We start from the raw sequence: 15,960 nt of genomic DNA, 5'->3' as shown, positions 1-15,960 counted from the left end.
CCTGTGCCTTGGGCACAGGGCTCTTCAGCACGTCACCAGGGAAGGTCATTAAATGGACGTAACACGTGGGCAACTCCTGCCTGTAGGAAAGCTGCCGTTTAAAAAACGGGTCATGTCATTGGCATTGGGCATGGCATCAGTGGGCATGATCGGACAATTGCACGCTGCTCCTTATGTAGAGGCCGGACGGGCAGGGCAGCCCGATAGCTGGCGCAGCCCGGAGTTCAAGGCGGACTGGGGCTTGGGCGCGATCAATGCGCAAGATGCCTACGCCGCGGGGTACAGCGGCAAGGGCGTCAAACTCGGGATCTTCGATCAGCCGGTCTACGCGCAGCACCCTGAGTTCAACAGCCCGAACAAAGTCATCACCCTGACCACCTCCGGCATTCGCGAATACACCGACCCGTACATTCCGGTCAAAGCCGGTGACGCGTTCATCTACGACGGCAGCCCTTCGGCCGGGTCGGACGGCAAATTGGGCTCCCACGGCACCCACGTCGGCGGCATTGCAGGGGGCAACCGCGATGGCGGCCCGATGCACGGCGTGGCCTATGACGCGCAAGTCATCATGGCCGACAACGGCGACCCCGGCCCGGAAGACGGCATTATTCGTGGCAATGACGGCGCGGTTTACAAAGCCGGTTGGGATGCGCTGGCCGCCAGCGGGGCGCGGATCATCAACAACAGTTGGGGCATTGGTATCACCGACAAGTTTCGCCTGGGCGGGCGCGACCCGGCTTACCCGCACTTCACCGTGGACGACGCGCAGAAGCAGTTCGATCAGATTGTGCCGCTGCTCGACACCAAGGCGGGTGGCGCTTACAGCGGCGCCATCGAATCGGCGCGCAGTGGCATCGTGACCATTTTCGCCGCCGGTAATGACTACAACCTCAACAACCCGGACGCCATTGCAGGGCTGGCGCATTTCGTCCCGGACATCGCCCCCAACTGGATCACGGTGGCCAGCTTGCAGCAAAACCCTGACACCACCAGCGCCATCCCTTACACCCTGAGTACGTTCTCATCCCGGTGCGGGTATGCGGCCAGTTTCTGCGTGTCCGCACCGGGCACCGGGATCTACAGCGCCGTGATCGGTGGCACCACGCTGGACAACATGACGGTCGGTTACGGCAATAAAAGTGGCACCTCAATGGCCGCCCCCCATGTGGCGGGCAGTGCAGCCGTATTGATGGAGCGCTTCCCGTACATGACCGGGGCACAGGTGGCAGGCGTGCTCAAGTCCACGGCAACCGACCTGGGCGCGGCGGGTGTGGACGAGCTGTATGGCTGGGGCATGATCAATCTGCATAAAGCCATCGACGGCCCCGGCATGTTCATCGCTGATGCCGATATCCCACAAGCCCTGCGCGTAGCAGGCTCGTACGGCGACGGCCAGTTTGTGGCAGACCTGCCGGGCGTGGGCGCGCTGATAGATGCCGGAAAACCCACGGAGCGACGCTGCACGGATGCCAGCTGCGGTTTGGATGTCTGGCGTAACGACATTGGCGGCCACGGCGGGCTGACCAAACAAGGCATCGGTACGTTGGTGCTGACTGGCGCCAATACCTACAGTGGGCCAACGGCGATCAATCAGGGCCTGCTGGCGGTGAATGGCTCGCTCAGCTCCGCCGTCACGGTGAACCAGAACGGCGTGCTGGGTGGCAGCGGCCAGGTCGGCGCACTGACTGCCAACACGGGCGGTACGGTGGCGCCGGGCAACTCGATCGGCACGCTTAATGTGGCGGGTAACGTGACGTTCGAGCCGGGCGCCACCTACGCCGTTGAGTTATCCCCAACCCAAAGCGACCGAATTGTGGCGGGTGGTAAAGCCACATTGAAGGGCGGCACAGTGACCCTGGCACTGGAAAACAATCCTGCGCTGTTGAGTCGCCAGCAAGCCGGCAGCCTGTTGGGCCAACAGTTCAGCATTCTCCAGGCCGCGGGCGGGGTAGAGGGGCAGTTCGCCAGCGTCTTGCCCAATTACCTGTTCATCGGGGGGCAGCTGGATTATTCAGCCACGGCGGTGCAATTGGGCATCGAGCGCACGGCTGCATCATTCGCCAGTGTCGCGCTAACCCCTAACCAACGTGCCGTGGCCGCCGCTGCGGAAGGTCTAAGCGCTGGTAATGCGGTGTATGAAGGGATTTTGCTGTCCCCTTCGGTGACCAGTGCGCGTCAGGCGTATCAGCAATTGAGTGGTGAAATTCACCCTGCCATTGCCACCCAACTGATTAACGACAGTCGCCACGTACGCGACGCCGTGGGTGATCGTTTGCGCCAGCATGACCTGTACACCGCCGGTTCAGAGGCGGCTGGCCAGAACTCTGTGTGGGTCAAGGCCCTCGGTGCGTGGGGTAAAACCGATGCCGGCTCATCCAACGCGCAGTACACCACCTCGTTGGGCGGCATGCTGATTGGCGCGGACGGGCTTATCACCGAGGCCACCCGCGTCGGCCTGTTCACCGGTTACAGCCACAGCGGCCTGAACATGGGAGACGGCACGCACGCCAACGCGTCGACCGACAGCTACCACCTCGGCGCCTACGTGGGGCATGAAATCGATGCCCTGCGCCTGAGTGCGGGTGGCGCTTATAGCTGGAACCGGACCGACGTGAAACGTGATGTGCAATTTGCCGACATCGATGCCAAACAAAAAACCAAACGCGATGCTGGCACTGCGCAGGTCTTCACCGAAGCCGCCTACCGCATCCAACTCCCGTCGCTGGCGCTGGAGCCTTTCGCTAACCTGGCGTATGTACACGTGAGCAGCGACAGCTTCCATGAAAAGGGCGGGGCCGCAGCACTCAAGGGACGCCGCGATAATCGCGAAGCCGTGTTATCGACCCTCGGCCTGCGGGCTGCCAAAACCTTCACCTTAAACAGTGACCAAAAAATGGACGTGGCGGGCAGCCTGGGTTGGCAACACAACTTGAATGCCGTGGGTTCGGATGAGGATTTGAGCTTCGTAGCGGGCAGCACGCCCTTCAGCGTTCACAGTGTTTCATTGGCCCGCGATGCAGCGGTGGTGGGTGCCCAAGTGGGCGTGGCGCTGGGTAAAGACACGCGCCTGGAACTGGATTACAACGGGCAGTTGAGCAACAAGGACAAGACGCACGGGGTAGGGTTGAACCTGAGCTGGCAGTTCTGACGACAGCGCTTTCAGCGCGCATAAAAAAAGGCCAACGCGAGCGTTGGCCTTTTTCGTGGTGCGTTTACATCCGCATTAGAAGTCCAGGTTGGACACCGCCAATGCGTTGCTCTCGATGAACTCACGACGCGGTTCAACTGCGTCGCCCATCAAGGTATTGAAGATCTGGTCAGCGCCGATCGCGTCTTCAATGGTGACCTTCAGCATGCGGCGCACGCTTGGGTCCATGGTGGTTTCCCAGAGCTGATCCGGGTTCATTTCACCCAGACCTTTGTAGCGCTGAATGGTGTGACGCTTGGTGCTTTCAGCCATCAGCCAGTCCAGTGCTTCCTTGAACTCGGTGACTTGTTTGCGGCGTTCGCCACGCTGGATGTAGGCGCCTTCATCCAGCAGGGTGCTCAACTGCGCGCCCAGGGTCACAACGGTTTTGTAGTCGTTGCTGCCGAAGAAATCACGGTTGAAGGTGATGAACGTCGAGTGGCCGTGGGAGATCAGTTCGACTTCCGGCAACCAGACATTGCGCTCCGTGTCTTCACGCAGGCTGGCTTTGTACACCAGACCCGATTTCTCAACCAGACGCAGACGCTCTTCGAACTTGGCCATCCACGCCTGCATGGCAGCGTGATCACCCAATTGCTCAAGGGTCACGGCCGGCAGGTAGATGAAGTGCTCCGTCAGCTCCTGAGGGTACAGGCGCGACAGACGCTTAAGGGTTTTCATCACCATGCGGAAGTCGTAGACCAGACGCTCCAGTGCCTCGCCGGAGATGCCCGGGGCGTCTTCGTTCAAGTGCAGGCTGGCGTCTTCAAGGGCCGACTGCGTCATGTACTCTTCCATGGCGTCGTCGTCTTTGATGTATTGCTCTTGCTTGCCCTTTTTCACTTTGTACAACGGCGGCTGAGCGATGTAGATGTAGCCACGCTCGATCAGCTCCGGCAACTGACGGAAGAAGAAGGTCAGCAGCAGGGTACGGATGTGCGAACCGTCGACGTCAGCATCGGTCATGATGATGATGTTGTGATAGCGCAGTTTGTCGATGTTGTACTCTTCGCGGCCAATCCCGCAGCCCAGCGCCGTGATCAAGGTGCCGACTTCTTGCGAAGAAATCATCTTGTCGAAGCGAGCTTTCTCAACGTTGAGGATTTTACCTTTCAACGGCAGGATCGCTTGAGTGCGGCGGTTACGTCCCTGCTTGGCGGAGCCGCCAGCAGAGTCACCTTCCACCAGGTACAGTTCGGACAGCGCCGGGTCTTTTTCCTGGCAGTCAGCCAGCTTGCCCGGCAAACCGGCGATATCCAGCGCACCTTTACGGCGCGTCATCTCACGGGCTTTACGCGCCGCTTCACGGGCACGGGCGGCGTCGATCATTTTGCCGACAACCAGCTTGGCTTCGTTCGGGTTTTCCAGCAGGAAGTCCGAGAAGTACTTGCCCATTTCCTGTTCAACAGCGGTCTTCACTTCGGAAGAGACCAGCTTGTCTTTGGTCTGGGAGCTGAACTTCGGGTCAGGCACTTTTACCGAAATAATCGCGGTCAAACCTTCACGGGCGTCATCGCCGGTGGTGGCTACCTTGTGCTTCTTGGCCAGGCCTTCAGCTTCGATGTACGTGTTCAGGTTACGCGTCAGGGCAGAGCGGAAGCCCACTAAGTGCGTACCGCCATCGCGCTGCGGAATGTTGTTGGTAAAGCACAACAGGTTTTCGTTAAAACTGTCGTTCCACTGCAGAGCAATTTCTACACCGATGCCGTCTTCACGCTGAACATTGAAGTGGAACACCTGGTTGACGGGTGTCTTGTTGGTGTTCAGGTAGTCAACGAATGCACGCAGACCGCCTTCGTACTTGAACAGCTCTTCCTTACCGCTGCGCTCATCCTTCAGGACGATGCCAACACCGGAGTTGAGGAACGACAGTTCACGAATTCGCTTGGCCAGGATGTCCCAGCTGAAGTGAATGTTCTTGAAGGTTTCTGCCGACGGCTTGAAGTGGATCTGGGTACCGGTGGTTTCGCTCTCACCGACGATGGCCATCGGCGCCTGAGGCACACCGTGAACGTAGGTCTGTTCCCAGATTTTGCCGCTGCGACGTACGGTCAGCACCAGAATTTCGGACAGGGCGTTAACCACCGACACACCTACACCGTGCAGACCGCCGGAGACTTTATAGGAGTTGTCGTCGAACTTACCGCCAGCGTGCAGCACCGTCATGATGACTTCAGCTGCGGAAACGCCTTCTTCTTTGTGTACATCGACCGGAATGCCACGACCGTTGTCGCGCACGGTGATGGATTCATCCGGGTGGATGGTGATGGTGATGTCGTCGCAATGGCCAGCCAGCGCTTCGTCGATGGAGTTATCGACCACCTCGAACACCATGTGGTGCAGACCGCTGCCATCGTCGGTGTCACCAATGTACATACCGGGACGTTTGCGTACGGCATCCAGGCCTTTCAGCACTTTAATGCTCGTTGAGTCGTACGTATTTTCTTCGCTCAATGCCTTCACTCCCGATGGTCGTGGGTCTGGGTGATACAGCCCTGTTCCACGTGGAACAGTGCAACTGGCGTTTCCGTCTGCCAGCCTTCCCTCAATAATTCGTGATCTACACAGGTGATGAACACCTGGCAGCGTAAGTCTTCCAACAAGCGACACAGTGCGTGGCGATGCTGCTCGTCGAGTTCAGACGGCAAATCGTCCACCAGATAAATACATTGGCCGCGCCGTGCCTGACTGACCAAATGCCCCTGAGCAATTCGCAAAGCGCAGACCACTAACTTTTGCTGCCCGCGCGAGAGGATTTCTGCGGCGTTGTGGCCGCCCAGCTTCAGGCGTAAATCAGCACGTTGCGGTCCCGCCTGGGTATGACCCATTTGCTGATCGCGGTGGACGGATGCGGCGAGCACAGCGCTCAGCTCACGGTCTTTGTCCCACCCACGGTAATAACTCAGCGTTAACCCTTCGAGCTCCAACAACTCGCTCAGGGTCTGCTCAAAGACTGGTTTCAAGGCTTTGATATAGGCGCGTCGGTATTCATCGATTTCAGCACTGGCCAGACACAGTTCCCGGTCCCAGGCCGCTTGTGAAACGGCGTCGAGTGTACCATGCCGCAGCCATGAGTTCCGCTGCCGCAGGGCCTTCTGTAGCCGCTGCCAGGTCGACATGAAGCGCGGTTCGACGTGGAACACTCCCCAATCCAGAAACTGCCTACGGATCTTCGGGGCGCCTTCCAGTAGACGGAAGCTGTCCGGGTTAATTAATTGCAGCGGTAATATCTCGGCCAATTGCGCCGCACTGCGCGCATTCTGGCCATCGATACGGATTTGAAACTCCCCCTGCCGGTCGCGTGAGATGCCCAGCGCACTGTGGCCACCTTCAGCCAACTCAACCTGGCCGAAGACGGTGCAGGTCTGTTGTTCATGCTGAATAACGGGGTTGAGGCGCACGCTACGGAACGAACGGGCCAGCCCCAGCAAGTGGATAGCTTCCAGCACGCTGGTTTTACCGCTGCCGTTGTCGCCGTACAGGATATTGATGCGGGGGGAAGGGGAGAACGTCACCGGGTGCAAGTTACGCACCGCGGTGACTGTGACACGACTGAGGGACATCTAGTGCAGGCTGTGCATAAGTTACAGACGCATCGGCATGACAACGTAGGCCGAATCGTCGTTGTCCGATTCTTGCACCAACGCACTGCTGTTGGAGTCCGACAGGATCAGACGCACTTGCTCAGTGGTCATGACGCCCAGCACGTCCAGCAGATAGCTCACGTTGAAGCCGATCTCCAGCGAGCCGCCGTTGTAGTCAACGCCCACTTCTTCTTCCGCTTCTTCCTGTTCCGGGTTATTGGCCTGGATTTTCAGTTGGCCATTGGCCAGTTGCAGACGAATACCGCGGTATTTCTCGTTGGACAGAATCGCAGTGCGGCTGAACGCTTCACGCAAGGCCTGACGATCACCGATAACGGTTTTGTCGCCGCCTTTAGGCAGCACGCGCTCGTAGTCCGGGAACTTACCGTCCACCAGTTTGGAGGTGAAGGTGAATTCACCGGTTGTTGCGCGAATGTGGTGAGCCCCCAGCACGATGCTGACTTCACCGTCCGGTTCCGTCAGCAGGCGAGCCAGCTCCAGGATGCCCTTGCGCGGCACGATGACCTGATGGCGATCAGGCTGGCCAATATCGGCTTTCATCGAACACATGGCCAGACGGTGTCCATCGGTGGCTACGGCACGGATGATCCCGGCCGACACTTCGAGCAACATACCGTTGAGGTAGTAGCGCACGTCTTGTTGCGCCATGGCGAAGCTGGTGCGCTCGATCAAACGACGCAGCTTGCTCTGTTGCAGGTTGCAGGTCAGCGAACCTGGGCCTTCTTCAACCGTCGGGAAGTCATTGGCAGGCAGGGTCGACAGCGTGAAGCGGCTACGTCCGGCCTTGACCACCAGCTTCTGGTCATCAAGCTTGATGTCGATCAGCGCATCGTTGGGCAAACTTTTGCAGATATCCATCAGCTTGCGCGCAGGTACGGTGATTTCGCCGGGCTCAGCCGGCTCTTCCAGTTGCACGCGCCCCACCAGCTCGACTTCCAGGTCGGTACCGGTCAGCGACAGTTGCTGGCCTTCGACAACCAACAGCACGTTGGACAATACCGGCAAGGTCTGGCGGCGTTCAACGACGCCTGCGACCAGTTGCAGGGGTTTCAACAGGGCTTCGCGTTGAATGGTGAAATGCATGGTCTAGTCCCTTGCCTTAATAAGCTGCGCTGGTGTCATCAGGTGGTCAGTGTACGCAGCAGGTTCTTGTAGTCCTCGCGGATGTCCGCGTCGGATTCCTTGAGTTCGTTGATTTTGCGGCACGCATGCAAGACCGTCGTATGGTCGCGGCCACCAAACACGTCACCGATTTCCGGCAAGCTGTGGTTGGTCAGCTCTTTGGACAACGCCATTGCGACCTGACGTGGACGCGCCACCGAGCGCGAACGGCGCTTGGACAGCAAATCCGAGATCTTGATCTTGTAGTACTCCGCGACAGTGCGCTGGATGTTATCCACAGAGACCAGCTTGTCTTGCAGCGCCAGCAAGTCTTTAAGGGATTCGCGAATCAGCTCGATGGTGATGTCGCGGCCCATAAAGTGCGAGTGAGCAATCACCCGCTTGAGTGCGCCTTCAAGCTCACGCACGTTGGAGCGAATGCGTTGTGCAATAAAGAAGGCAGCATCGTGGGGCAAATCGACTTTGGCCTGATCGGCCTTCTTCATCAGGATCGCCACACGTGTTTCCAGTTCCGGCGGCTCGACGGCCACTGTCAGGCCCCAGCCGAAACGTGATTTGAGGCGTTCTTCAAGGCCTTCGATTTCTTTCGGGTAACGGTCGCTGGTCAGAATCACTTGCTGACCGCCTTCAAGCAGGGCGTTGAAGGTATGGAAGAACTCTTCCTGTGACCGCTCCTTGCGCGCAAAGAACTGAATGTCATCGATGAGCAACGCATCCACCGAGCGGTAGAAGCGCTTGAACTCATTGATCGCGTTGAGCTGCAGGGCTTTGACCATGTCCGCTACAAAACGCTCGGAATGCAGGTACACCACCTTGGCATTCGGGTTCTTCTTGAGCAGGTGGTTGCCCACGGCATGCATCAAGTGAGTCTTACCCAGACCTACACCGCCATATAGAAATAGCGGGTTGTAACCGTGCTTGGGGTTGTCCGCCACTTGCCACGCCGCAGCGCGGGCCAGTTGGTTGGATTTACCTTCGACAAAGTTTTCAAAGGTGAACGTGCGGTTCAGGTAACTGGTGTGCTTGAGCGCACCTTCAACTTGAACGGTACGTTGCTCGGCGCGAACCGGCGCTTGTTGCGAACTGGCGCCAGCCATTGGATCGAAGCTGTCGCGCGACGGTTCTTCACTCGTCTGCGTTGCAGGCTTGGGCGCAGGCGCAGGTGTTGCAGCGGCCTGGGCAGGAGCACTCGGGGCTACGGAGGGGGCGGGGGCCTGTTGCGAGGCAGCAGCCGCCAACGGCGCATTCGGTGCAGCGCGAGGCGCCGAGCTGCGCTTGCTGCCTATTAATAAGGACAACGCAGGCGCCATGCCATTGCTGTGCTCATTCAACAGCTCAAGCAGACGGCTCAGGTACTTCTCGTTCACCCAGTCCAGCACAAAACGGTTGGGTGCATACACGCGCAACTCGTCGCCTTCGGCTTCGACCTGTAGTGGACGGATCCAGGTGTTGAATTGCTGGGCAGGCAGCTCTTCGCGCAAAAGCTCTACGCACTGCTGCCAAAGTTCCACTGACACGGATATCCCCTAAGTTGAAAGCCGGTGAGGCAAAAACAGGCGCCATTGTAGCGACCACGCGTTCACTTATCCACATGTAGGTTGCCTGTCTATAAGGAAGGATTCGGTTTTTATCCCTGAATAAAGCGACAAATGGTAGGTGCATAAGGTCTGTGGATAAGCGGGCCTAAGCCCGTTGCACAAGTGGGGGTGAAACGTTGTGCATAAGCCGCCTGTGGATAAAGAGCCCTTTCATGCACAGCTTTTCCGACGGTGCGGCACAGGCAGAGCACGGCTTGTGGACAACCTTTTGAATCGCTGAAACCCTTTTCCCATATGGCCTACAGCGTTTTATCCACAGATACCGGGCTCTGTAAGAGTAGTTAGTTCTTTAAAAGAGCTTTAAATAAAACGTTTTTTAATTTCTATAGCTACGCCGTGAGAGCGCTGTGTAAAAAAGCCCACATCTATTTACCAGGAAAGGTTGGTTGGAAATTGACCTATTGGCTTGCATTCTCTAGAATCGCCGGTCTCTTAAAACGGGGGCCATTCCGGCCCGTTGTGGACGAACCAGGTAGCACGACATGAAACGTACTTTCCAACCAAGCACTATCAAACGCGCCCGCACTCACGGTTTCCGTGCACGCATGGCTACTAAAAACGGCCGTGCCGTCCTGTCGCGTCGCCGCGCCAAAGGCCGTGCGCGTCTGGCAGTTTGATAATCAGACAATGGTGGTGAGTCAGGACTTCAGTCGGGAAAAGCGGTTACTCACTCCCCGGCATTTCAAGGCAGTCTTTGACTCCCCCACCGGCAAGGTACCGGGGAAAAATCTCCTGCTCCTTGCGCGCAGCAACGGTCTCGATCACCCCCGCTTGGGGTTAGTGATCGGTAAAAAGAGCGTAAAGCTCTCCGTTCAGCGCAATCGCCTTAAGCGTTTGATGCGTGAATCGTTTCGTCTCCACCAGGATTCACTGGTCGGTTGGGATATCGTTATCGTCGCGCGCAAAGGTTTGGGTGACGTAGAGAACCCCGAATTGATTCAGCATTTCGGCAAACTCTGGAAGCGCCTGGCGCGTAATTCGCCAGTTCCAGCGGTTAACTCCGAAACTGTAGGGGTAGGCAGTCCTGATGCGTAAACTGGCACTCGTTCCGATCCAGTTTTATCGTTATGCCATTAGTCCTTTGATGGCCAGCCACTGCCGTTTCTACCCCAGTTGTTCCTGCTACGCGTTGGAAGCCATCGAAAATCATGGCGTTCTTCGCGGCGGCTGGCTGACCTTTCGTCGTTTAGGTCGCTGTCACCCGTGGAATCCCGGTGGTTATGACCCGGTTCCACCTATCCCTACCTCCCGTTCTTCTTCGATGGCCGAGTAATCATGGATATTAAACGCACGATCCTGATCGTCGCCCTGGCAGTCGTGTCCTACGTTATGGTTCTCAAATGGAACCAGGACTATGGTCAGGCTGCTCTGCCGACTCAGAATGTTGCCGCCAGCAGTACCACCGCGCCGGCTTTGCCCGACACGGTTCCAGGTAACAACGCTTCCAACAGTGCTGATGTCCCTAGCGCCACGGCTGATACCAGCACGCCGACCGAAACACCGGTTGCTGCTAGCAAAGACTTGATCCACGTAAAGACTGACGTACTGGACATCGCAATTGATCCACAGGGCGGCGACATTGCCCAATTGCGTTTGCCACTGTACCCGCGCCGTCAGGACCACCCGGATGTTCCATTCCAGTTGTTCGATAACGGCAACGAGCGTACCTATCTGGCGCAAAGCGGCCTGACAGGCAAGGATGGCCCGGATGCACGTTCTACCGGTCGCCCGGTTTTCAGCACCGAGAAAAAAACCTATGAGCTGGCCCCAGGCCAGGATCAATTGGTTGTTGATCTCAAATTCAGCGAAAACGGCGTCAACTACATCAAACGTTTCACGCTCAAGCGTGGCCTTTACGATGTACAAGTCACTTATCTGATTGATAACGAGAGCGGCAAGCCGTGGAACGGTAACCTGTTCGCGCAATTGAAACGTGACGCCAGCTCCGATCCTTCGTCCAGCACTGCGACCGGTACTGCTACTTACCTGGGCGCTGCCCTGTGGACAAGTGCAGAACCGTACAAAAAAGTGTCGATGAAAGACATCGACAAGGGTCAGCTTAAAGAGACCGTTGAAGGTGGTTGGGTCGCCTGGCTGCAGCACTACTTTGTAACGGCGTGGATTCCTCAGAAAGGCGATAACAACGTCGTTCAGACCCGCAAAGACAACCAGGGCAACTACATCATCGGTTTCACTGGCCCGACGTTGACCGTTGAACCGGGTAAAACCGCTGAAACCAGCGCCACCCTGTATGCAGGTCCAAAGAGCCAGGGTGTACTCAAAGAGTTATCCCCAGGTCTGGAACTGACAGTCGACTACGGCATCCTGTGGTTCATTGCCCAGCCAATTTTCTGGCTGCTGCAACATATCCACAGCATCGTGGGTAACTGGGGTTGGTCGATCATCTTCCTGACCATGCTGATCAAAGGGATCTTCTTCCCGCTGTCGGCCGCCAGCTACAAGTCGATGGCTCGCATGCGCGCTGTGGCGCCAAAACTGGCCGCTCTGAAAGAGCAGTTCGGTGATGACCGTCAGAAAATGTCGCAAGCAATGATGGAGCTGTACAAGAAAGAGAAGATCAATCCACTGGGCGGCTGCTTGCCGATTCTGGTGCAGATGCCTGTCTTCCTGTCCTTGTACTGGGTACTTCTGGAAAGTGTTGAAATGCGCCAGGCGCCGTTCATGCTCTGGATTACCGACCTGTCGATCAAAGACCCGTTCTTCATTCTGCCGATCATCATGGGCGCAACCATGTTCATCCAGCAGCGTCTGAACCCGACACCTCCGGACCCGATGCAGGCCAAGGTGATGAAGTTGATGCCGATCATCTTCACCTTCTTCTTCCTGTGGTTCCCGGCTGGTCTGGTGCTGTACTGGGTTGTGAACAACTGCCTGTCCATCGCTCAACAGTGGTACATCACGCGTAAAGTCGAAGCGGCTACCAAAAAAGTCGCCGAGTAACTTACTCTGGTAAGCACCACTCAAAACGCCCCCTAGTGGGGCGTTTTGCTATCTGACACTTTTGTTTTCGAGGCCCGTTTTATGAGTGTTCCGGCTGAAACCATTGCCGCTGTGGCAACCGCCCAAGGGCGAGGTGGTGTGGGGATCGTGCGCATTTCCGGTCCGCTCGCGAGCAAGGCTGCACAAGCGTTCAGTGCACGCGAGCTCAAACCGCGTTATGCCCATTACGGGCCGTTTTATGGTGCAAACCGCGAAGTGCTGGATGAAGGTATTGCCCTGTACTTCCCGGGGCCCAACTCATTCACAGGCGAAGACGTCCTGGAATTGCAGGGACATGGCGGGCCTGTCGTGCTCGATATGCTTTTGCAACGCTGCATTGAGCTGGGCTGTCGGCTGGCCCGTCCGGGGGAATTCAGCGAACGCGCTTTTTTGAATGACAAACTCGACTTGGCCCAGGCCGAAGCCATAGCCGACCTGATCGAGGCGAGTTCTGCACAGGCCGCGCGCAATGCACTGCGATCGTTGCAGGGCGCGTTTTCGCAGCGTGTGCATAACTTGACCGAGCAACTCATCAGTCTGCGGATTTACGTTGAGGCCGCGATTGATTTTCCGGAAGAAGAAATCGATTTTCTGGCCGATGGTCATGTCCTTGGCATGCTGGACAAGGTTCGCGACGAGTTATCCACCGTTCAGCGCGAAGCCGGGCAGGGTGCCTTGCTGCGCGACGGGATGACGGTTGTGATTGCGGGGCGGCCAAACGCGGGCAAATCCAGCCTGCTCAATGCCCTCGCAGGGCGTGAGGCGGCCATCGTGACTGAAATTGCCGGCACGACACGCGATGTGTTGCGCGAACATATCCACATTGATGGCATGCCGCTGCACGTGGTGGACACGGCGGGTTTGCGCGATACCGAAGATCACGTTGAGAGAATCGGTGTGCAGCGTGCCCTCAAAGCCATTGGTGAAGCCGACCGCGTGTTGCTGGTCGTCGATGCGACGGCTCCGGAAGCCGATGATCCGTTTGCACTGTGGCCAGAGTTTTTGGAACAGCGTCCCGATCCGTCGAAGGTCACGCTGATTCGTAATAAAGCCGACCTGACGGGGGAAGCCATTGCACTGGAAGTCAGCGAAGATGGCCATGTCACCATCAGCCTGAGCGCACGTTCCACTGAAGGTCTGGATTTATTGCGTGAGCATCTGAAAGCCTGCATGGGGTACGAACAAACCTCGGAGAGCAGTTTCAGCGCCCGTCGGAGGCACCTTGAGGCCCTGGGGCATGCCAGTGCTGCGTTGGAGCATGGTCGGGCACAACTGACCCTGGCCGGCGCCGGGGAACTGCTGGCTGAAGACTTGCGACAGGCCCAACACGCATTGGGAGAGATCACAGGCGCATTCAGTTCAGATGACCTGCTGGGCCGGATTTTCTCCAGTTTCTGTATCGGCAAGTGATGCGGATAGCGGCTGTGTCAGTCAACTCACGCAGCCGCCGTTGAACCGACTCAATAAAAGGCATCCTTATGCCTTTTCAACTGCTAGAGTTTTTGCATTCCTACAGAGGTATTAGTCCAATGCGCCATTGATGCCGCCGCGATGTTAGCGGCCAGTTCTTGTTCCCCTCCTGGCAGGGGCCGTTCTGCGCATCTTTGGAGTACATATGACTCACGCCACCTATGTGACGCTTGAAGGCGTTTCGTTACATCTGCCCGATGGCAGACCACTCTTCTCGCAACTTGACCTACAGCTGGACCAACCGCGCATGGCGCTGGTGGGGCGCAATGGTGTGGGGAAAAGTCTGTTGGCCCGCTTGATCGCCGGGGCCATCTTGCCCACAACCGGGCGCTGCCTGCGAGCAGGCTCTGTGTACTACCTGAGTCAGTACATGACTGAAGAACCTGGTTGCACAGTCGCGGATCTGTTGCGCGTCAAACCAGTGGTCCAAGCGCTGGAACGCATGGAGCAGGGCCATTACTCACCGCTTGATCTCGACCTCATCGGTGATCAGTGGATGCTGCGTGAACACCTGCTGAATGCGTTGGCCAACGCGCGCTTGTCACACCTCACACTGAACACGCCAGTCGCCTCACTGAGTGGCGGCGAAGCCATGCGGGTGGCTCTACTAGGGGCGTTTGCGTCTAAAGCGGATCTGTTGATTCTTGATGAACCGACCAATCATCTGGATGCCTGTCACCGACAGCTGTTGAGCGAGCAGCTCGATAAATGGCCAACAGCGGTGCTGGTCATCAGTCATGACCGCGTTTTACTGGAGTCCATGCAGTGCATTATCGAGTTATCGTCCCAGGGGCTAATTCGCTACAGCGGCGGCTATTCGAGTTATGCACAGGCCAAGGATTTACAACAAAAGCGTGCTCAGCAGAGGTTGGAGCGGGCCAAGGTTGATCAAAAACGTGAAGCACAGGCATTGCGTGCGCAACGAGAAAATCTCGAACGCAAACAGGCCCGGGGTCAAAAACAGGCCAGTGACTCCAACCAGGCAAACATCCTGTTGGGTCGACAGAAACAAAGAAGCCAGCTAACCCACGGCAAGGTGCTTAAGCAGCAAGACGCAACCCATCAAACGTTGGCCACGGAGGTGAAGACAGCCGCGTTAGGGGTGGAAGAACCTCACAGCATCTTTATCCAGCCGGCCAAAACACGTTCAAATGCTCCTGTGCGCAGTGCCGAATTGATCGAGGCGCGCTTGCCTTTTGCAGCGGCCGATGAAGATCCCCTCAACCTGATGTTGACTCGCGGGCAACGAATAGCCGTATCCGGGCCTAACGGTTGCGGCAAGTCGACCTTGTTGAAGGTGCTGGCGGGGCATTTGCCCTTGATTTCGGGGGTATGCACAAGGTTTGTACACACCGCTTACCTTGACCAGACTCTGTCATGCCTGTCGCCACGGCGTTCCAGCCTTGAGCAGCTGCAATCCCTTAACCCTGCCATCCACCAAGGGGAGTTGCGCACATGGCTGGCGCAGCTGGGTCTGGGCGCACACCAAATCCACCTTCCATGTGCGCAACTCAGTGGGGGGGAGCGTTTAAAAGCAGCCATGGCATGTGTGTTTTACAGGGCTCAGCCCGTATCGCTGTTATTGCTCGATGAACCCACCAACCATCTGGATTTGGCTTCCATCCAGGCGTTGGAAGTCATGCTCAAGCACTACACGGGCACCTTGGTGATCGCCTCACATGACCACCACTTTATCCGTGCGTCAGAGGTCACTCACACGCTGAAGCGCATCGCTAACGGCTGGCAAATCGCACAGTCTTGATAACCCCTTCATCACCAAACCCGACCTTGCATTCAAAAATCGTCTGACTCTGATGGGGACAGACGGTTTTCTGCTGCCTGAAAGACAGAAGAATGGCTATTTTCTGTGGATTAAGCCCTGTGTATAACTGGGCCACAGCTCGGTGGGTAAGTAGGGTTCAAAACTGAAGATAACCTCGCCTGTGGATAAGCCACTGTAATATCCACAGGCTTACGG

General features: G+C 57.2%; 11 protein-coding genes. 7 read left to right on the top strand and 4 right to left on the bottom strand.

Annotated features, from left to right (window positions below; all coding sequences use genetic code 11):
• Positions 1-112 precede the first annotated feature (112 nt).
• Positions 113-3,148: an autotransporter domain-containing protein gene (locus tag BKD70_RS02435; protein WP_047278981.1), complete on the top strand. Its 3,036-nt coding sequence runs from the start codon at positions 113-115 to the stop codon at positions 3,146-3,148.
• A gap of 75 nt (positions 3,149-3,223) precedes the next feature.
• On the opposite strand, the gene gyrB is transcribed toward BKD70_RS02435, so the two are convergent.
• From gyrB to dnaA, 4 genes are read right to left on the bottom strand one after another with little or no spacing between them, the layout of a single operon-like run.
• On the bottom strand, positions 3,224-5,641 hold the full coding sequence (gene gyrB, locus BKD70_RS02430; protein ID WP_047279216.1) for a DNA topoisomerase (ATP-hydrolyzing) subunit B: 2,418 nt from the start codon (positions 5,639-5,641) through the stop codon (positions 3,224-3,226).
• Positions 5,642-5,646: 5 nt separating this feature from the next.
• Positions 5,647-6,750, bottom strand: coding sequence for a DNA replication/repair protein RecF (recF, locus tag BKD70_RS02425; protein WP_047278983.1), 1,104 nt, complete (start codon positions 6,748-6,750; stop codon positions 5,647-5,649).
• Between the two features lie 21 nt (positions 6,751-6,771).
• Entirely contained in the window at positions 6,772-7,875 is a 1,104-nt protein-coding gene (dnaN, locus tag BKD70_RS02420; protein WP_047278985.1) for a DNA polymerase III subunit beta, read from the bottom strand.
• A 38-nt stretch (positions 7,876-7,913) separates the two neighbouring features.
• Positions 7,914-9,431: a chromosomal replication initiator protein DnaA gene (dnaA, locus tag BKD70_RS02415; RefSeq protein ID WP_047278987.1), complete on the bottom strand. Its 1,518-nt coding sequence runs from the start codon at positions 9,429-9,431 to the stop codon at positions 7,914-7,916.
• A gap of 563 nt (positions 9,432-9,994) precedes the next feature.
• On the opposite strand from dnaA, the gene rpmH reads away from it, so the two are divergent.
• The 6 genes from rpmH to BKD70_RS02395 all read left to right on the top strand — a co-directional run bounded on the left by rpmH (position 9,995) and on the right by BKD70_RS02395 (position 15,744).
• Complete coding sequence (gene rpmH / locus BKD70_RS24050; protein ID WP_003213577.1) at positions 9,995-10,129, top strand: 50S ribosomal protein L34; 135 nt, start codon at positions 9,995-9,997, stop codon at positions 10,127-10,129.
• Between the two features lie 16 nt (positions 10,130-10,145).
• Entirely contained in the window at positions 10,146-10,547 is a 402-nt protein-coding gene (gene rnpA, locus BKD70_RS02410; protein WP_202969404.1) for a ribonuclease P protein component, read from the top strand.
• A complete protein-coding gene (gene yidD / locus BKD70_RS24045; RefSeq protein ID WP_048402126.1) occupies positions 10,540-10,785 on the top strand; it encodes a membrane protein insertion efficiency factor YidD in 246 nt (81 codons plus the stop codon). Before rnpA ends, yidD begins: the two co-directional genes overlap by 8 nt.
• Before the next feature lie 2 nt (positions 10,786-10,787).
• A complete protein-coding gene (gene yidC, locus BKD70_RS02405; RefSeq protein ID WP_047278991.1) occupies positions 10,788-12,473 on the top strand; it encodes a membrane protein insertase YidC in 1,686 nt (561 codons plus the stop codon).
• A gap of 81 nt (positions 12,474-12,554) precedes the next feature.
• The gene (mnmE, locus tag BKD70_RS02400; RefSeq protein WP_047278993.1) at positions 12,555-13,922 is read left to right on the top strand and encodes a tRNA uridine-5-carboxymethylaminomethyl(34) synthesis GTPase MnmE; all 1,368 of its coding nucleotides are present in this window, start codon (positions 12,555-12,557) and stop codon (positions 13,920-13,922) included.
• 205 nt (positions 13,923-14,127) lie between these two features.
• Positions 14,128-15,744 (top strand): ABC-F family ATP-binding cassette domain-containing protein, encoded by a 1,617-nt coding sequence (locus BKD70_RS02395; RefSeq protein WP_047278994.1) that lies wholly within the window; start codon positions 14,128-14,130, stop codon positions 15,742-15,744.
• Positions 15,745-15,960 lie beyond the last annotated feature (216 nt).

This window comes from Pseudomonas sp. BS-2016 (genome assembly GCF_001806145.1).
Lineage (GTDB): Bacteria > Pseudomonadota > Gammaproteobacteria > Pseudomonadales > Pseudomonadaceae > Aquipseudomonas > Aquipseudomonas lundensis.
Note: the sequence above shows the minus strand (reverse complement) of the source record. Positions and strands in the feature narration are given on the sequence as shown.